Here is a 17,942-nt window from a genome sequence, read left to right as displayed (position 1 = left end):
ACCATGGCGAAGAAGTTGGGTGAGCGCCTCATCGAGGCGGGGCTCGTCAACGCCGGGGCCGTGGAGCAGGCCCTGGAGCACCAGAAGATCACCGGCCACAAGCTGGGTGACTCGCTGGTGGAGCTGGGGCTCCTCCAGGAAGCGGCGTTGCTGCGCTTCCTGGCCGCGGAGTTCCAGACGCGCTTCGTCAGCGCGGACAAGCTGGCCAAGGCGCGGATCGCCACGGAGGTCCTCGACCGGCTGCCGGTGCGGCTGGCCGAGGCGCAGAACGTGCTGCCGCTCGCGGTGGATCCGGACCGCAAGCTCCTGTCCGTCGTCGCCGCCGAGCCGCAGAACAAGGCGCTGATGGACGAGATTGCCCTGGTGACGGGCATGTCGGAGGTCTACGCCTACGTGGGCCTGCGCAGCGCCATCGCCGCGGCCATCCGCAAGCACTACTACGGCGACACCACCGCGTTCGCGGCCCTGCAGGAGGCGGCCAGCGGACAGGGCCGTCCCCAGGAGGCCCCCGCGACGTCGCGCGCGGGCGCCGCCGAGCACAACCGCACCTCCGCGGGCCAGCGCACCAGCCTGTCCCTGCGGATGGAGACGGACGCGCGCCTGCGGCTGCAGCGCCCCAACGGCACCCAGGCGGCCGGACGCGCCTCCACGCAGCGGCGGGAGCCGGGCGGGCCACGCGGCCTGGTCAGCGACATCGACTACGTGGAGACGCTGGGCATCCTGGTGGGGCTCCTGGAGCAGGACCGGCAGCGCCACCGCGGCCACTCCGCGCAGCTGGCGCGGCAGGCGGGCATCGTCGGCCAGCGCATGGGCATGCCGCACAAGGAGCTGGCGGCCCTGTCCATCGCCGCGTACCTGCACGACCTGGGCAAGCCCTCCGAGCGGCACTTCTCGCTCGCCAGCAACGCCGTCAACTCCGAGTGGAAGGCGCAGGCCCGCGCCGCGTGCCGCGCGCCCACCAAGCTGTTCGAGACGGTGCACCTGCCCACGCAGGTCAACACCATCCTCGCGCAGATGTACGAGGCCTGGGACGGCTCCGGCACGCCCCAGGGCGCCAAGGGCGAGGACATCACCCTGGGCGCGCGCATCATCGCGGCGGTGGACAGCTTCCTCGAGCTGACCAAGAACCCCGGCAACGCGCTGGGCAAGGCGCTCCCCAAGGAGCAGGCCCTGGAGCACCTGCGCACGAACGCGGGCGTGCTCTACGACCCCGTGGTGGCGGACCTGGTCATCCAGCTCCAGAGCGGTGAGCTGCTCCGGCACCGGCTGGAGAGCGAGGGCCGCCAGGTGCTCGTCGTGGAGCCGGACGAGACGGCGCGCGGAGAGCTGCTGGAGGCCGTGCTCAAGCAGGGCCTGGTGGCGCACGCGCTGTCCACCCAGGAGGGCGCGAACGACGGCCTGGCCCGCCAGGACTGCGACGTGCTCGTGCTCAGCCTCCGGCTGGGACAGCAGGAGGTGATGGACCTGCTCCAGCAGGCGCGCTCCGCCCCGGAGACGGCGGGCCTGCCCATCGCCGTGGTGGGCGAGCCGGACGGCCCGACCCGCGAGCGGCTGTTGATGGGCGGCGCCACCCAGGTGCTCCCCCCGGGGGACAAGCCCGCCGTGGCCGACGCCGTGCGGACCCTGCTGGAGGACCGGGTGCTGCACAACGGCCCGGGCCGCGTGGTGCGAGGCAGCTTCGACGAGCTGCCGCCGCGCGAGCTGCTGCGCACGCTGGGCGGCGGGAAGAAGAGCGGCCGGCTCCAACTGCGCCAGCACACGCTGGAGGGGTCGCTCCACCTGGAGGGCGGCCGCGTGGTGTTCGCCTCGTTCGGCGGCCACACCGGCGAGCCCGCGCTCCAGGCGCTGCTGAAGCTCAAGCAGGCCGACTTCCAGTACGACCCGGACGCGCTGCTGCTCGACGTGCCGCAGATGGACCAGGACCTCCAGGCCCTGGCCGGCGGCCTCAGCGCAGGTTGAGGTTGAAGAGGGCGGAGGCGTTGGCGGTGGTGACCTCGGTCACCGCCTCCAGCGACACGCCCTTCAGCTCCGCCACCTTCTTCGCCGTCTCCACCACGTGGGACGGCTCGTTCTTCCGGCCCCGGTGCGGCACGGGCGCCAGGTACGGGCTGTCCGTCTCCACCATCAGCCGGTCCAACGGCGCGAAGCGCACCGCGTCCTGGAGCGCCTCCGTCTTCTTGTAGGTGATGACGCCGGACAGCGAGAGGTAGAAGCCCCGGTCCAGGTAGCGCCGCGCGGCCACCGTGTCCCCCGTGAAGCAGTGGATGACGCCGCGGGTGACACCCACCTCGCCGAGGATCTCGTCGCAGTCCTCGTGCGCGTCGCGGACGTGGACGACCAGCGGCTTGCCCAGCTTCACCGCCAGGGCGCACTGGTGCCGGAAGATGCGCGCCTGCGCCTCGCGCGGGGAGTGGTCGTAGTAGTAGTCCAGGCCCGCCTCGCCCACGGCGCGGACCTCCGGGAGGGCGCACGTCGCATCCAGGGTGGCCAGGTCCGCGTCCGTCGCGCGGGCGGCCTCGTGCGGGTGGATGCCCAGGGTGGGCGACAGGAACTCCGGGTGGGCCGCGGCCAACGCCAGCGCGTTGCCCCACTCGCCCGGCCCGTGGAACTGCCCCACGACGATGGCGTGGACGAGGCCGGCGGCCCGGGCCCGCTCCAGCACGGGCGCCACGTCCGCGAAGTCCTTCACTTCCAGGTGGCAGTGCGCGTCCACCAGTCTCATGTCCCCTCCTGAAGCAGCTCGTCCAGCTCCCTGCGGGCCTCGGGTGAGGTGAAGGTGCTCACGGCGGCGCGCACCTGCTCGCGCCCCTCCGGCAGCCCCAAGCGCCACAGCCCATCCGCCGCGTCCAGCCGATCATCCTCTTCCGCCCCCGCGTCCCGCAGGAGCGCGAGCAGCCAGGGTAGCGCCCTCGCGTCGCCCAGGCGCCCCAGGCCGCGAGCCGCCGCGCCCCGGCTGGAGTCGTTCGCGTCCTCGACGATCTCCTTCAGCCGCTCCAACGCGCCGGGGGCCCTCACCTCCCCCAGGAGCTCCACGGCGAGCGCCCGGTCCTGGCTCCACTTCTTGCGCGAGCGCAGGAGCAGGTACTTCGCCCCCTCCGGCTCACCGAGCTTCGCCAGCACGCCGGCCGCCTGCGTCTTGTCGAACGCCGGCAGCAGCCAGCGCCCGAAGAGCCGCTTCACGGCGGGCAGCGCGCGCGCATCCTCCAGCTCCGCCAGGGCGCCGAGCGCCCGGAAGCGGAGCATGTCCGCGTCGAGCGCCTCCACCAGCACGTCGAGCCCCGCGGCGTGGCTGAGCGCGGCGATGCCCCGCGCGGCCTCGAAGCGGACCTCCAGGACCTCGTCCTCCAGCATTCCGGCCAGCGAGCCACGAAGCTCGGGGCGCGCCATGTCCGCCAGCCGGCCGGTGGCCTCCAGCCGCACCAGCGACTCCGCGTCCCTCAGCCGGGAGATGAGCAGCGCCGTCGCCTCCTCGAGGGGAAGCACCACGGTGGCCAGGGCCAGCCCCGCGCGCTTCACGTCCGGCTGCGCGTCCGCCAGCAGCCGGGGGAGGACGTCCGCGAACTCGGGAGCGCGAGAGGGAACCTCGGCCGCGAGGTGGTGAAGCTGATCCGCGGCCTCGGCCCGCAGCCCCGCGCGCTTCTCACGCTCGAGGACCAACAGGGCCCGGTCCCGCTCCGCACGCCAATCCGTCACGTCCAGTCACCTCGATGCCCGAAGCCACGACGCCCCGGGGACTGGGGCGTGAGCCATCCCACGCCCCGCATGCCATGTCTCGTCCACGAGGCCTGCTCCCGCGCCTCGGGAGGAGCGCGCCGCGCCGTGCCAGGAGCCCGGGGCTTCCGGCACGGCGCGCACGAAGGACTACTTCACGTCGCTTCCGGGCGGGACGTCCCCCGGGTCCAGGAGCGACAGGTTCGGGGCGCCCGGCCCCGCCGTCAGGAGCATGCCGCGCGACTCGATGCCCTTGAGCTTGCGGGGCTTGAGGTTCGCCACCACCACCACGTTGCGCCCCACCAGCGACTCGGGCGCGAACGCCTCGGCGATGCCGGAGACGATGGTGCGCGGGCCACCCGCCTCGCCCACGTCCACCGTGAGCTTCAGCAGCTTGTCCGCGCCCTTCACCTTCTCCGCCGCCAGCACCTTGCCGGACTTGAGCTCCACCTTGGCGAAGTCCGCGTATTCGATCTCCACGGGTGCCTCGCCCGCGGGAGCCTGCGCGGCGGCGGGAGCGGCCTCGGCGGCCTTCTTCTCCGCCTTCTCCTTCGGCTCCTTGCCCTCGGCCTTCTTCGGCTCCGGCGCGGCGGCCGCCGGCGGCGTGGCGAGGATGGCGTTGACGCGCTCCTCCTCCAGCCGCGGCAGCAGCGGCTCCGGCGTGCCGATGGGACGGCTGCGATCCAGCAGCGGATACTTCGCCCCCTCCAGCGCCTGGAACGTGAGCGGCGGCGCGCCGAGCTGCGCGAACAGCTTCTCCGACACGCGCGGCGTCACCGGCGCGAGCAGCGCGCCCAGCAGGTACACCACGTCCGCCGCGTCGGACAGGTCCGCGCGCGCGACCTCGGCGTCCTTCTTCACCTGCGCCCACGGCGCCTGCGCCTGGACGAAGGCGTTCGCCGCCGAGGCGATGTCGGTGATGACGCGGATGGCGTTGCGGTACTCGAGCTTCTCGAAGGCCTCGCGGACCTCCGGGACGCGGGCGAGCACGGACTCCACCAGCGCGCGGCCCGGGCCCTCGGCGCGGCCCGGCGCCAGCTTCCCGCCCAGCGGTCCCGCCAGCAGCGACAGGGCCCGGTTGGCCAGGTTGCCCACGTTGTTCACCAGCTCGCCGTTCACGCGCAGCCGGAAGTCCTTGAGGTTGAGGTCGAGGTCCTCCACGCCCGGGCCCAGGTTCGCCGCGTAGAAGTACCGCAGGTAGCTGGGGTCCAGGTTCTGGAGGTAGTCGCGCACCGGCACCATGGTGCCGCGGCTCTTCGACATCTTCTCCCCGTTCACCGTCAGGTGCCCGTGGACCTTGATCTCCGTGGGCACGTGCAGCCCGGCCACGTTCAGCACGGCGGGCCAGAACAGCGCGTGGAAGTAGACGATGTCCTTGCCGATGAAGTGGACGATGCGCGTGTCGCTGTCGACGGACCAGTAGTCCAGCGCGCTCTTCGCCTTGCCCGTCTCCTTCGCCCACTTCTCCGTGGTCGCGATGTAGCCGATGGGCGCGTCCAGCCAGACGTAGAAGTACTTGTCCGTCTCACCCGGGATGGCGAAGCCGAAGTACGGCCCGTCACGGCTGATGTCCCAGTCCGCGAGCCCCTTCTCGAAGAAGCCCTGGAGCTGGGCGGCGAGGCCCGGGTGCAGGAAGCCCGGCTTGCGCAGGAGCGCCTGCAGGAAGTCCGCGTGCCGCGACAGCTTGAAGAACAGGTGGTCGGACGACTTGCGCACCGGCGGGGTGCCACACAGCGCGCAGCGCGGGTCGATGAGGTCGGTGGGGCTGTAGGCCTTGCCGCACTTCTCGCAGACGTCGCCGTACTGGTCCGGCGACTTGCAGTTGGGACACGTGCCCTTGATGAAGCGGTCGGGCAGGAAGCGCTTGTCCTTCTCGCAGTACGTCTGCTCGATGGACCGGCGGTCGATGTCGCCCTTCTCCTTCAACCGCCCGTAGATGAGCTCCGCGTAGTGGCGGTTCTCCGGCGAGTTGGTGGAGTGGAAGGAGTCGAACCGGACGTCCAGGTCGTGGAAGTCCTTCTGGTGCTCTTCCTGGAAGCGGGCGATGAACTGCTCGGGCTTGAGCCCCTGCTTCGCCGCGTTGAGCTCGATGGGGGTGCCGTGCGTGTCGTCCGCGCAGAAGTAGACGACGTCCCTGCCGCACGAGCGGAGGAACCGGACGTAGATGTCGGTCTGGATGTACTCGACGGCGTGGCCGATGTGGATGGGGCCGTTCGCGTACGGAAGCGCGCTGGTGACGAGGATTCTCTCCGCCATGGATTCTCCTGGGGGCGGCGGACATTAGCCGCTCGGGTGGCCGAGGTCATCGACGGCGTGCGGGACACGAGCACGAATGCGCCGCGGAGCCAGGGATGTTATCGACCGGATAGCTATGTGCACCATCGTCATCCTTCGTCAGGTCCACCCTGAATGGCCGCTGGTGCTCGCGGCCAACCGGGACGAGCTGTACGCGCGCCCGGCGACGGGCCCCCAGGTCCTGCTGGAGTCCCCACGCGCCGTCGGGGGACGCGACGTCGAGCGGGGTGGGAGCTGGATGGGTGTCACTAACGGCGGGTTGTTCGTGGGCCTGACGAACCAGCGCGGGGGGCAGGAGCAGCCCCTGGCCGCCCACTCACGGGGCGAGGTGGTCCTCGAGGCCCTGCGTGCGGGGAGCCCGGCGGCCATCGAGCGCTACCTGGACACGCTGTCCGGCGCGGACTTCCGCCCCTTCAACCTCCTCTACGGTGACGCCACGACGCTCCGGGTGGCCTATGCGCGCCCCGGCCGTCGGCTCATCGAGCGGGCGGACGTCCCGCCCGGCATCCACGTCCTGCCGAACGACACGCTCGACTCCACCCTGCTGCCCAAGGTCGAGCGGGCCCGGCTGCTCGCCGCCCAGGTGGCGCACCAGCCCTGGCCCCAACTGACCCAGGGACTGAAGACCCTCCTGGCGGACGACCTGCTGCCCCCCGCGGATCAGGTCCCCGCGTCGTTGGTCGAGGGACTGCCCGACGACTTCGCGCGCAGGCTCCAGGCGCTGTGCATCCACACCCCGGCCTATGGCACCCGCTCGTCGGCCATCGTCGCGCTCGGCCCCGGGCACGTGGGGCACTACCTGGTGTCGGACCGCGCGCCCTGCGAGGGTCCCTGGCGGGACGTCACGGGGCTGCTCCAGGCGCCCACGGCCCGCCCGGCTTGACGGGTGCGCGCTCCACGCTCCCCTTTCGCAGGCGGGACAGGAGATCCGCCAACAGCGCCGCGAACCGGGGATCCTCCGTGGAGGGCACGCCCCTCAGCGCACGGTGCAGCTCGACGAAGACGCGGGCCACCTCCGGGTCCTCGAGCACGGCGCCGCTCCCGGGGATGAGGCCCTCCTCCTGTGACGGGAAGAGCGGCTCCTCACCGTCGAGGCGTGGCCGGGCGGAGGTGCCCAGCAAGGGCGTGGGAACGAGCATGCCGTAGAGCACGCCGGGGCGTCCTCCCTCGGAGTGCAGCGCGTGCAACTCGCCCGGGGGAATGACGACGAGGCTCCCGGGAGGGGCCGTCAGGTGCCAGGCGCCGAAGGACACCTGCTGGACATGCCCCGCGTCCAACGTGAGCTGGAGCTCGTCGTGGACATGCAACGCCTGCGACGTCGACAGCCCGCTGACCCGATACAGCACCAGACCGGGATACGCCACGGGCCGCCAGACCTGCGACGTCGCATACCCCTCCCACTCCGTGACCATGGCCGCGCCGACTCCCCGCCCCCAAACCCACGAGGCCCGGAAGCTAGGGGGCCGCGTCACGCGCTGGAAGGGGCACCGGAACCCAGGGCCGGTGTCCGGTTCCATGCACGGCTCAGCGGGCCGCCGGCTCGCCCACGAGCACCCGTGCCCGTCCGTCCATGGAGAGCGTCACCTCCTCCACCCTCCCGAAACCCGCCCCCCGGGCCACCTCCGCGAGGTGTCGCATCCAGGGGTTGTAGGGCATCCCGTTGTCGGAGCAGCAAGGCACCACGGCGAACGGCAGGTGGTGTCGGGCGGCGTACTCGATGATGACGCGGGTGGCGCCGTCCGGATGCATCCCCACCACGAGCTCCGCCTCGCAGGGCTCGTCCACGGTGAAGATGCGCTGCGCGTAGCGCACCGGCAGGTGCTTGTGCCGCAGGTCGAAGGTGGTGACCTCCCGACCGCGCCGGGTCAACGCCTCGTTGAGGCGCCCTTGTCCGCCCGCGACGTCGAAGACGCGAGGCGCCGGGAAGCGCGTGACGATGAAGTCCGCGAAGAGGTCGAAGCGACGCTTGTCCGCCATACCGGACCCTCCTCTACCCCGAGCGGGGGCGCGTTGCACTCCTCGCGCGCCCCCTCGTACGCCAGGCCCGCCTTCAGGCGCCCGTGCACACCGTCGTCAGGAGCCGCTCGATGACGAGCCGTCCATTGCCGGACGACTTGAGCGCCAGGTCCGCGTCGGCGCACGCCACCAGCGCGCCGAGCAGCTCCCGCCGCTCGTAGCCCGCGGCGGCCTTCATGCTGAAGGTCAGCGCCCACGCGTTGGGCATCTTCCGCCGCGTCCCCTTCAGCTCCGCCTCCAGCCGGGGGAACACGCGGGCCTCCACGTCGCGCGCGGTGCGCGGCGGGGTCCCTCCCGCGTAGCGCATCAGCCACTCGTGGCTCTCCAGCAGCGTGCGGACGATGGAGGCCACCGCGCCCAGGAGCTGGAGCGCGTGCGTGCCCTGCCCCATCGCGTCCTCGGCATAGGAGAGCGCGCCGCGGAAGTCCCGCTTCTGGAGCGCCTCCGACAGCTCGAAGAACTCCTCCTCGCGCGCGTGGTGGACGAGCATGACCACGTCGGAGCGCTCGATGGCGGGCCCCTCCGAGTACGTGGCCAGCTTCTCCAGCTCCGACTGGAGCAGGCGGATGTTGCCGCCGATGCGCTCCTTGAGCTCCTCCAGCGCCCCGGGCCCGAGCTTCTTCTTGAAGGGCGCCAGGAACTCCTTGGCGATGTCGGAGAGGTCCAGGTCCTTGTGGCGCGCGGCCACCTTCCGCTCGACGACGTGACCCTTGTCGTGGGCCAGCTTCACCAGCGGGTTCTTCGCGTCCACCTCCGTGGCCGCCATCACCAGGGCGTGCCCGGCGGGAACGCCCTTCTGGATGAGGTCCAGCAACGCGGAGGCATCCCCCTCCGGCGCGCTGATGCGCTCCTCCTTGCAGAACGCGGCGGCCTCCTTGAGGAAGGCCACGTCCGCCTCCGCGAGGTCGACGTTCAGCTCCTCCTTCCACTGCTCCACCGACGGCGCGCCGGACGCGGACGGATCCAACTGGTCCACGCCCCACCCCGCTCGCGCCGCCAACGCCAGGAGCCGCCGCGCGCCCTCCTTGCGCTTGCCCGCCTTCCACGCCTCGCGCGCCTTGGCGAGCGGATCCCCCCGGCCCTTCTTGGGCGCGAGGAACTCCGGGTCCCTCACCAGCACCACCTTGCGGCCGGGGAACAGGGGCAGCGTGGCCAGCTCCTGCGCCACCTCGCGAGGACTGCCCGCGTCGAGCGTGACGAAGTTGAGCCCCACGGCCGCGTCCGGCACCAGCGCCTTCACCAGCTCGTCGGCGCCCTTGCGGACCAGGAACTCCTCGCCCCACAGGAGGTACAGCGGCGCCACCTTGCCCGCCTTCACCTCCGCCAGCACGTCATCCATCTCCGCGCTCACCGGCCACCCTCCACGAACATCTCGATGAGCATCCGCTCCAGCTGGAGCCGGGGCGCGCCGTTGCGAGCCACCGCCGCGCGCGCCGCCTCCAGCAGCCCGTGGCGACGGTGCAACGCCACCTCCGACGTCCGCCCCGCGACCTCCACCGCCAGGGACTGGAGGTCGCGGTTGGCGAGCGACGCCACCTGCCCCGCCCGCGCCAGCGCCACGTCGCGCGTCCACAGCACCAGCAGCTCCAGCGTCGCCTCCGCGTCCTCGCGCGAACCGCCGTGCTCGTCCGCGAAGCGCAACAGGCCCACCGCGTCCTCGCCCTTGAGCGACTCGAACACCGTGACGACGTCCTTGCGCCGGGACAGCGCCTCCACGTCGAGCGCGAGCGCCCGCCCCAGGCTGCCTCCGGACATGATGGCCGCGAGCGCCGCGGTGTCGGCGTCCAGCTTGCGCTCCACGCGCACCCGCTCCGCCACCAGCTCCACCGACAGCGGCCCGAAGTGCACCTTGCTGCACCGGCTGCGGATGGTGGGCAGCAGCTTGTCCATGGCGCTGGCCACCAGCACCAGCGTGGTCTCCGACGGCGGCTCCTCCAGCGTCTTGAGGAACGCGTTCTGGGCCTGCACGTTCATCGTCTGCGCGGAGGCGATGATGGCCACCTTGCGCTTCGACTCCAGGCCCCGCAGCGCCAGGCGCTCCTGCAGCCCGCGGATCTGCTCCACGCGCAGCTCGCGGCTCGGCGTGCCGGTGAAGTCCGAGCGCCCCGCGAGCCCCCGCGACACGCGCTCCTCGTCCGGCATGACGTAGGTGACGTCCGGGTGGAGGCCGCGGGACACCCGCACGCAACTGGCGCAGGTGCCACAGCCCACGTCGGGCTGCTCGGGACACGTCAGGGCCTGGGCCAGGCCCACGGCCGCCCGCTCCTTGCCCACGCCTTCGGGCCCGGCGAAGAGATACGCGTGGTGGACCGAGCCACTCCGGAGTGCCGCCCGAAGTGAATCAATCGCGCGGGGCTGTCCCAGCACCGATGCGAGCGTCATGGCGCGTGTATCCCCGCTCGCGTGGCACACGTCAACCGCTGCCTTGACCCCCTCTCGGGCGCAAGCCAGAGTCCAGGGCCCTTGCTGCCCTTCCTCCAGAGCAATTTCTCGCTGGCCGTGGGCGCGCTGCTGGTGCTGGTCCTGCTGGGCGCGCGAGCGGCCAGCCACGACGCCGACTTGAAGCGGGACCTCACCGGCGCCCTGCGGCTGATGGTGATGTTCCTCGTCGTGCGCGTGACCGCCTGGGCGCTCCCCGCGACGACGCCCCCTGGGCCCATGAAGGCGCTCCAGGTCGCCTGGATGCTGACGTTCGCCTTCGGCGTCATCCGGGCGGGCGTGGGCTTCGGCCTGAAGCTGGTGCGGCTGCGCTCGTCGTCCGCCGCCACGCCGAAGATCCTCCGCAACGTCATCGACTTCCTGCTGTACACGCTGGCCGCCGTCCCCATCATCCAGACGCAGCTCAACCTGGACCTGACGGGGCTCGTCGCGACGTCGGCGGTGCTGTCGGTGGTCATCGGTCTGGCGCTCCAGGAGACCCTGGGCAACCTCTTCGCCGGCCTGTCGCTGCAGCTCGACAAGCCCTTCGAGGTGGGGGACTTCATCCGCATCGGCGAGCACACCGGGCGGGTGGCGCAGGTCAACTGGCGCTCCATCCGCATCATGACGTTCCGCCGCGAGCTGGTGACGCTGCCCAACTCGATGGTGGCCAAGGAGCAGCTGAAGACGTTCACCCAGGACCGGGAGCCGGTGGGCGTCGACGCTCAGGTCCGCGCCTCCTACGACACGCCGCCCAACGTGATGAAGGCGGCGCTGCTGGACGTGGCGCGCGAGATTCCCCAGGTGCTGGTGGATCCACCTCCCTTCGCGCGGACCATCGCCTTCGACGAATCGTGCGTGCGCTACATGGTCCGCTTCTTCGTGAACGACTTCTCGCTCGCGGACGCGGTGACGGAGGAGCTCTATACGCGGCTGTGGTACCGGCTGCGCCGCGATGGCGTGGAGCCGCCGCTGCCCCAGCGGGTGATGCGCACGCGCGACGAGGGGCCCCGGCCGGAGCTGCCCGTGGACACGGTGCTGCGCCTGCTGCGCGCGGTGGACCTCTTCCAACCCCTGTCCGACGCAGACCTGGAGCGGCTGGGCAAGGAGGTCCACGTGCGCCGCTTCGGCCGCGACGAGCACGTCATCCACGAGGGAGACGAGGGCCGGACCTTCTACGTGCTCGCCTCCGGGGAGGTGAGCGTGCGCGCCGGGAAGACGCAGACGGAGGTCACGCGCCTGGGCCAGGGCGGCTACTTCGGGGAGATGTCGCTGCTCACCGGCGAGCGCCGCTCCGCCACCGTCATCGCCCTGCAGGACTCGCTCCTGCTCGAGGTGGACCGCCCCACCTTCGCGCGCCTGTTCGCGGAGAACCCCGGCCTGGCGCGGCAGCTCTCCGCCCTGCTCGCCCAGCGCCGCACGCAACTGCTCGCGCTCGCCCAGGCCAGCGGAGGCCACGCCGACCCCATCCCCGCCGAGGTGGGGCGCATCCTGGGCCGCCTCCGGCAGATCTTCGGGCTGCACGCCACGCACGACTGACGCCGTCCCCAGCGCCTCCGGGGCCTCCCCCCTGAGGCCCGGTCGGGCCCACCCACCCTACCTGCCAGGGGGTCCGGAAGGAGTGCGCCGCGGCCCCCCTCCCGCCCGAGGGAATGTCAGACCCTTCCGGTAGTCTGTATCCATCCTCGAAGCCGGAAAGGAACGACGCCATGACCACCCCTCGTGAGACCCCCTGCGTGTCCGTCAACAAGCTGGGCCAGTACCTCGTCGGGACGCCGTCGCTGCGCAAGCGCATCATCCTGGGCCAGAAGTACCCGGTGGACCCGCAGTACCTGCGCTACCCCGCCGCCGCCCAGGCCATCACCGAGTACCTGTGCGAAGGCCGGGACGAGGTCATCCTGCGCTACCACCAGCGCCGGCTGCTCAATGCCCGGCCGGAGTCGGATTTCGACGCGCACCGGCTCGCCCTGTGCGCGGAGGCCCTCCAGCGCTGCCTCGTCGCGAGGGACGGGCTCTCCGCCCGCGCGGTGGCCAGCCCGGCCGACCTGGAGCCCCGGCCGATGCAGGTGGCCGGGGTCGCCGTCAACGTGCGGCCGGAGGTCCTGCTGCGCACCGTGGATGGCCAGGGACAGATGCGCTCGGGCCTGCTGAAGCTCTACTTCTCCAAGCACACCCCGCTGGACGAGCGCGCCGGGCAGTACATCGCCACGGTGCTCCAGCGCTTCGCCGAGCAGCGCCTGGAGCAGCGCGGCCCCGTGGACCCGAACCTGGTGGGCGTGTTCGACGTCTTCGCCGGCCGGCTGCACGTCGCGCCCCGCGCCCAGCAGCGGCGGCTCCAGGACGTCCAGCTCGCCTGCGAGGAGATCGCCGAGCGCTGGCACCTGAACTGACGGAGCCGCCCCGCGCGGTGTTCGGATCCGGGACATGGCCTTCCCGCATCCGCGAACGCCCCCCGCCCGGCTCGCGCCCCCGTGCGGCCAACCCGAGGGATTCAGGCGGCTTCGCGGCTGGCACGTCCTTCGCTTGGCCGCCGGGGCATGGATACCCTCCGCCAGGACTTCCGGTACGCGGTGCGCACGCTGCGGCGCACTCCCGGCTTCACGATCGCCGCCGCCTTGACGCTCGCGCTGGCCATCGGGGCGAACACCGTCCTCTTCAGCGCCATCCACGCGATGCTGCTCAAGCCCCTCCCATTCCAGGAGGCGGAGCGGCTGGTCCGGCTGTGGTGCAGGCAGGAGTCCTTCGAATACGCGTCCGTGTCCCCGCCGGAGCTGCTCGGTTGGCGGGAGCACGGGCGCGGCTTCACGCAGTTGGCCGGATTCACGCGCAGGGACCTGAGCCTGACGGGGACGGACACCCCCGAGCGGGTGCGCACGGGCCGCGTCACCCCCAACTTCTTCGCCACGCTGGGGGTGTCGCCCGCGCGGGGCCGGGACTTCGCGGAGGAGGACGCCCAGCCGGGCAACGCCTCCACCGTGGTGGTGGTGAGCCATGGGTTCTGGAAGAGCGCGCTGGGCGGGGCCGAGGACACGCTGGGCCGGCAGGTGGTGCTGGACGGCCGCGACTACACCGTCATCGGCGTGCTGCCGGAGTCCTTCACGTTTCCCGGCATGGCCGAGGACATGGACGTCTGGGTCCCCAACTGGCTGAACCCGGAGGCGCACGGCAATCACTACATGAGCGTGATCGGGCGGCTGGCGCCGGGCATCACCCTGGAGGCGGCCCTGTCGGACCTGCAGGGCGTGGCGCTCGCCATCGCCCGGCCGGACCCGGGCCGCAAGCCGGACACGGTGCGCGTGGAGCAGTTCCAGGAGAACCTCACGGCGAGCTCGCGCCCCGTGCTGTGGACGCTCTGGGCGGCGGTGGGCTTCGTGCTGCTCATCGCCTGCGCCAACGTGGCCAACCTGTTGCTCGTGCGCGCGCTGGCGCGTCAGCGTGACGGGGCCATCCGCGCGGCGCTTGGGGCCAGCCGGGCCCGACGGGTGCGCCAGGCGCTGACGGAGAGCGTGCTCCTGGGGCTGCTGGGCGGCGTGGGCGGCCTGTTCCTGGTGGTGTGGGGGATGGAGCTGGTGCGCGCCCTGCTGCCGCCGGCGATGTTGCGGATGACGCCGCTGGAGCTGAACGTCCCGGCCCTGGCGTTCAGCCTGGTGCTGTCGGTGGGCGCGGGCCTGCTGTTCGGCCTGGCGCCGGCGCTGCACTCGTCGGGCGTGGACGTGCTGCCGCTGCTCAAGCAGTCCGGCAGCGCGGTGGGGGCGCGCTCCAACCACCCGCTGCGCAACGCGCTCGTGGCGGTGCAGCTCGCCCTGGCGCTGGTGCTGCTCGCGGGCACGGTGCTGATGGTGCAGACGCTGCGCAACGTCCAGGGCGTGGAGATGGGCTTCGACGCGGACGGCGTGCTGACCGCGCGGCTGTCGCTGCCGGACACCAAGTACGGCTCGAACGACCAGAAGCGGGCCTTCTTCGAGGAGCTCCTGACGCGGCTGCGCGCGGTGCCGGGCATGGAGGCGGTGGGCATCGTCAACGACGCGCCGCTGGGCGGCACGAACTCCAACGGTGACTTCGAGCTCGAGGGCGCCACCGCCACCGAGGGACTGCGCTTCGTCACCGAGTACCGCGTGGCCTCTCCCGGCTACTTCCCCGCGCTGCGCATCGCGGTGCGCCAGGGCCGGGACTTCGACGCCCGGGACACGGCGAAGAGCGAGCAGGTCATCATCGTCAACGAGACCTTCGCGCGCCGCTTCCTCGGCGGCGGCGAGGTCCTGGGGCGCCGGGTCCGCCTGGGCTGGAGCGACGTGGAGCCGTTCCGGACGGTCGTCGGCGTGGTGGCGGACGTGCGCCACGCGCGGCTCATCGAGCCCGCCCTGGCGGAGGCCTACGCGCCGTATGACCAGCTGCCCATGCAGACCATGTCCCTGCTGATGCGCACCCAGGGCGCGCCGTCCGCGGCGACCGCCGCCGTGCGCGAGGTCCTCCGGGAGGTCGACTCGCAGCAGCCCGTCTTCGACGTCGCGCCGTTCTCCACCCGCGTGGACCGACAGTTGCTGCGGCCCCTGGCGACGGCGCGCCTGCTGGCGGCGTTCGCGCTGCTGGCGGTGGTGCTCGCGGGCGTGGGCGTCTACGGCGTCATGGCCTACGCGGTGGGCCAGCGCACGCGGGAGCTGGGCATCCGCCTGGCCCTGGGCGCGCACCCGCGGCAGCTCCTCCGGCTGGTGCTGGGTCAGGGCCTCAAGCTCACCGCGCTGGGCGTGGGCGTGGGGCTGGTGGCCGCGTTCGGCTGCGTGCGGTTGATGGGATCGTTGCTGTACGGGGTGGACGCCGGGGAACCCTGGGTCTTCGTGGCTGTCGCGGGCGCGCTGGGCTCCATCTCCCTGCTGGCCACGTTGATCCCCGCGCTGCGTGCCAGTCGCGTGTCGCCGGCCACCTCGCTGCGCGCGGATTGACGCGCTCCACGCCCCCGTCCCAGAGCGGTGGCGGCGTCCGGAACGCCCCACCCGCTCCCAGTCAAGCCCGCGCTCCCGGACCCGCCGCGAACCATGGGGTGATTGTGCCCCAGCCCCTCTCCATTGCCCGCCGAAGCGCGCCAGCCGACGACCGTGACGGTTGGCCCTTTGACGCTTGGCGATGGAAGGGTTTAAGAGTTCGCATGCACTTCGACTGGACGTTCCTGGTGCGCGTGAGCGCGCTGGTGTTGCCCGCCATGCTGCTCATGGCGCTCCACGGGGCCGCGCACGCGGCGACACCGGGCGCGCCGACCGCGTTCGAGAAGCTCGCGGGCAAGCGCATCTTCTTCGGGCACCAGTCGGTGGGCGGGAACATCCTCGACGGCGTGAAGCAACTGCCGCCCTCCGGGCAGGCCGTGCCGCCGCGCGTGGTGGAGCTGGTGACGCCGACGGAGTCGCTGGCGCCGGGCACCATCGCCCACGCCATGGTGGGACAGAACGAGAAGCCGGAGACGAAGATCGCCGACTTCGAGCGGCTGATGGACGCGGGGCTGGCGAAGTCGACGGACGTGGCCTTCTTCAAGTTCTGCTACATCGACTTCAACGCCTCCACGGACACGCGCGCCCTGTTCGAGAAGTACCGCGTGGCGATGGAGGGCCTGCGCGCGCGCCACCCGGGCACCACGTTCGTGCACGTCACCGTGCCCCTCACCACCGTGCAGCGCGGCGCCAAGGCGTGGCTGAAGGAGCTGCTGGGCAAGCCGGTGTGGGGCATCCAGGAGAACGTGAAGCGCGAGTCCTTCAACCAGCTGCTGCGCCAGAACTACGGGGGCAAGCAGCCCCTGTTCGACCTGGCGCGGCTGGAGTCGACGACGGCCGAAGGGGTCGAAGAGAAGTACGAGCTCAACGGGCAGGAGTGGCCGGCCATGGTGCCGGCGTATTCGGATGACGGGGGTCACCTCAACGCCGCGGGACAGGCGCGCATCGCGAAGGAGTTCGTGGGCTTCCTGGCGAGCCTCCCGGAGCCGCAGGCGCAGCCTCCCATCCCCGCCGTCCAGGCCCAACCGTGACATGACGACGCCGCACCGTTCACTGTCGCGAGAGTTGGAGGGCCTCTGGGCCCGCTGGAGGCTGCGGCGCTGTCAGCGCATCGGCGCCGCCCCCACCGTGTTGGGACGTGTCTGGATCCACGGTGACGGACAGGTCCAGCTGGGAGATCGGGTCGTGCTGGACGGACGGCTCGCCCCCATCGAGCTGCACGCCATGGCGGCCGACAGCCTCATCGTCCTGGGAGACGACGTCGCCGTGGAAGGCGGCGCCTCCCTGGAGGCCCTGCAATCCATCCGCGTGGGCCCGGGCGCGCGGCTGGGCGCCTTCTGCAAGGTGATGGACAACCAGCACCACCCGCTGCGGGGCAACCGACACGAGCGGCCCCCCTCCGTGCCGCTGGTCATCGAAGCGGGCGTGACGGTGGGCAGCCGTGCCATCCTGCTGCCCGGCACCCAGTTGCAGAAGGGGTGCTCGGTGGCGCCCGGTACCGTCATCTCCCGTCGGATTCCGGCGGGCGTGACGGTGGGTGGCGCGCCAGCGCGAGTGCTGCGTCGGGAGGTGGCGGGATGACGTCGAGAATTCCCTCGGTGGCGTTGCCAGCGGTGCTCGAGCAGTTGCAGGCGCTGCGCAAGGTGGTGCAGCCCCGCGCGCTGCGGGCCATGGCCCTGGCGCGCGCGCGCTGGCTCTTCCGGTCCGTGCAGCTACGCGGCCACAACGTGGCGGCCTACGGCCCCATGGCCGTCCAGAACGACGGCATCATCGCGCTGGGAGACCGGCTCACCTTCGTGGGCGGGATGATGCCCAGCTCGCTCGTCTGTCATCCAGGCGCCCGGCTCACCATCGGCGACGACACCCAGTTCAACTACGGTGTTTCGCTGGAAGCCTGGGAATCGGTGAGCGTGGGCGCCCGTTGCATGTTCGCGTCGTTCGTCCGGCTGGGGGACCGGGATGGCCAGCGCACCGCGCCCATCGTCATCGAGGATGACGTCTGGGTGGCGCACGGCGCCATCATCATGCCGGGGGTCCGCGTGGGGGCGCGCTCGGTGGTCGCCGCCGGCAGCATCGTCACCCAGGACGTACCGCCCGACACGCTGGCCATGGGCAACCCCGCCCGGAACATGAGCCTGGAGCTCGTGGCCCGCGAGACGGGCACGTAGGCGCCCCGGCCCAAGTCTTCCGGTCCGGCACGTCTCTTCGAGGTGTCCGGACTTCGTTTCCGCCTTCCACCGCAATCCCAGACAGGAATCCAGACCGTGAGCATTCGTGACCGCATCCGCACCTTCATCGTCGACACGTTCTTCGTGGACGAGTTCGGCGATGACGACTCCTTCTTGCGCAAGGGCCTCATCGACTCGACGGGGATGATGGAGCTGGTGGCCTTCCTCGAGCAGGAGTTCGGCATGAAGCTGGAGGACAAGGAGCTGGTGCCGGAGAACCTGGACTCGCTGTCGCGCGTGACGGCGTTCGTCGAGCGCAAACAGCAGCAGCGCCTGTCGCAGGCGGGCTGAGAGC

The 17,942-nt window shown here is 71.8% G+C and carries 16 protein-coding genes; 9 read left to right on the top strand and 7 right to left on the bottom strand.

What is annotated here, in order from left to right:
* Positions 1–3: 3 nt before the first annotated feature.
* Positions 4–1,959 (top strand): HD domain-containing phosphohydrolase, encoded by a 1,956-nt coding sequence (locus tag LZ198_RS23650; RefSeq protein ID WP_253974294.1) that lies wholly within the window; start codon positions 4–6, stop codon positions 1,957–1,959.
* Here LZ198_RS23650 and LZ198_RS23645 read toward each other — a convergent pair.
* The 3 genes from LZ198_RS23645 to metG form a co-directional block, all read right to left on the bottom strand.
* Positions 1,946–2,722, bottom strand: coding sequence for a TatD family hydrolase (locus LZ198_RS23645; protein WP_253974293.1), 777 nt, complete (start codon positions 2,720–2,722; stop codon positions 1,946–1,948). The two genes, LZ198_RS23650 and LZ198_RS23645, sit on opposite strands and share 14 nt — an antisense overlap.
* Positions 2,719–3,693, bottom strand: a complete 975-nt coding sequence (locus LZ198_RS23640) for a HEAT repeat domain-containing protein (protein ID WP_253974292.1) — start codon at positions 3,691–3,693, stop codon at positions 2,719–2,721. The genes LZ198_RS23645 and LZ198_RS23640 overlap by 4 nt, the downstream gene beginning before the upstream one ends.
* 168 nt (positions 3,694–3,861) lie before the next feature.
* The gene (gene metG, locus LZ198_RS23635; protein ID WP_253974291.1) at positions 3,862–5,967 is read right to left on the bottom strand and encodes a methionine--tRNA ligase; all 2,106 of its coding nucleotides are present in this window, start codon (positions 5,965–5,967) and stop codon (positions 3,862–3,864) included.
* Between the two features lie 115 nt (positions 5,968–6,082).
* Between metG and LZ198_RS23630 the strand changes: the two genes are divergently transcribed.
* Entirely contained in the window at positions 6,083–6,889 is an 807-nt protein-coding gene (locus LZ198_RS23630) for an NRDE family protein (protein ID WP_253974290.1), read from the top strand.
* Here LZ198_RS23630 and LZ198_RS23625 read toward each other — a convergent pair.
* The 4 genes from LZ198_RS23625 to holB all read right to left on the bottom strand — a co-directional run bounded on the left by LZ198_RS23625 (position 6,849) and on the right by holB (position 10,404).
* Positions 6,849–7,418 (bottom strand): AraC family ligand binding domain-containing protein, encoded by a 570-nt coding sequence (locus tag LZ198_RS23625; protein WP_253974289.1) that lies wholly within the window; start codon positions 7,416–7,418, stop codon positions 6,849–6,851. The two genes, LZ198_RS23630 and LZ198_RS23625, sit on opposite strands and share 41 nt — an antisense overlap.
* Before the next feature lie 112 nt (positions 7,419–7,530).
* Positions 7,531–7,983 (bottom strand): hypothetical protein, encoded by a 453-nt coding sequence (locus LZ198_RS23620; RefSeq protein ID WP_253974288.1) that lies wholly within the window; start codon positions 7,981–7,983, stop codon positions 7,531–7,533.
* Between the two features lie 73 nt (positions 7,984–8,056).
* A complete protein-coding gene (gene holA / locus LZ198_RS23615; RefSeq protein ID WP_253974287.1) occupies positions 8,057–9,373 on the bottom strand; it encodes a DNA polymerase III subunit delta in 1,317 nt (438 codons plus the stop codon).
* A complete protein-coding gene (gene holB, locus LZ198_RS23610; protein WP_253974286.1) occupies positions 9,370–10,404 on the bottom strand; it encodes a DNA polymerase III subunit delta' in 1,035 nt (344 codons plus the stop codon). Before holB ends, holA begins: the two co-directional genes overlap by 4 nt.
* Positions 10,405–10,485: 81 nt before the next feature.
* Between holB and LZ198_RS23605 the strand changes: the two genes are divergently transcribed.
* From LZ198_RS23605 to LZ198_RS23575, 7 genes are all read left to right on the top strand, one after another.
* Complete coding sequence (locus LZ198_RS23605) at positions 10,486–11,979, top strand: mechanosensitive ion channel family protein (RefSeq protein ID WP_253974285.1); 1,494 nt, start codon at positions 10,486–10,488, stop codon at positions 11,977–11,979.
* A 170-nt stretch (positions 11,980–12,149) separates the two neighbouring features.
* Positions 12,150–12,830, top strand: a complete 681-nt coding sequence (locus tag LZ198_RS23600; protein ID WP_253974284.1) for a hypothetical protein — start codon at positions 12,150–12,152, stop codon at positions 12,828–12,830.
* Between the two features lie 147 nt (positions 12,831–12,977).
* Positions 12,978–15,380: an ABC transporter permease gene (locus LZ198_RS23595; RefSeq protein ID WP_253974283.1), complete on the top strand. Its 2,403-nt coding sequence runs from the start codon at positions 12,978–12,980 to the stop codon at positions 15,378–15,380.
* 203 nt (positions 15,381–15,583) lie between these two features.
* Complete coding sequence (locus LZ198_RS23590) at positions 15,584–16,450, top strand: SGNH/GDSL hydrolase family protein (RefSeq protein ID WP_253974282.1); 867 nt, start codon at positions 15,584–15,586, stop codon at positions 16,448–16,450.
* Position 16,451: 1 nt separating this feature from the next.
* A complete protein-coding gene (locus tag LZ198_RS23585) occupies positions 16,452–17,000 on the top strand; it encodes an acyltransferase (RefSeq protein WP_253974281.1) in 549 nt (182 codons plus the stop codon).
* Positions 16,997–17,587: an acyltransferase gene (locus LZ198_RS23580; protein WP_253974280.1), complete on the top strand. Its 591-nt coding sequence runs from the start codon at positions 16,997–16,999 to the stop codon at positions 17,585–17,587. The genes LZ198_RS23585 and LZ198_RS23580 overlap by 4 nt, the downstream gene beginning before the upstream one ends.
* A 96-nt stretch (positions 17,588–17,683) precedes the next feature.
* Positions 17,684–17,938, top strand: coding sequence for an acyl carrier protein (locus LZ198_RS23575; RefSeq protein ID WP_253974279.1), 255 nt, complete (start codon positions 17,684–17,686; stop codon positions 17,936–17,938).
* Positions 17,939–17,942: the final 4 nt, after the last annotated feature.

It is taken from the genome of Myxococcus dinghuensis, from assembly GCF_024198235.1.
GTDB lineage: Bacteria > Myxococcota > Myxococcia > Myxococcales > Myxococcaceae > Myxococcus > Myxococcus dinghuensis.
The sequence above is the reverse complement of the archived record's forward strand: the minus strand, read 5'-3'. Positions and strand labels throughout refer to the sequence as shown.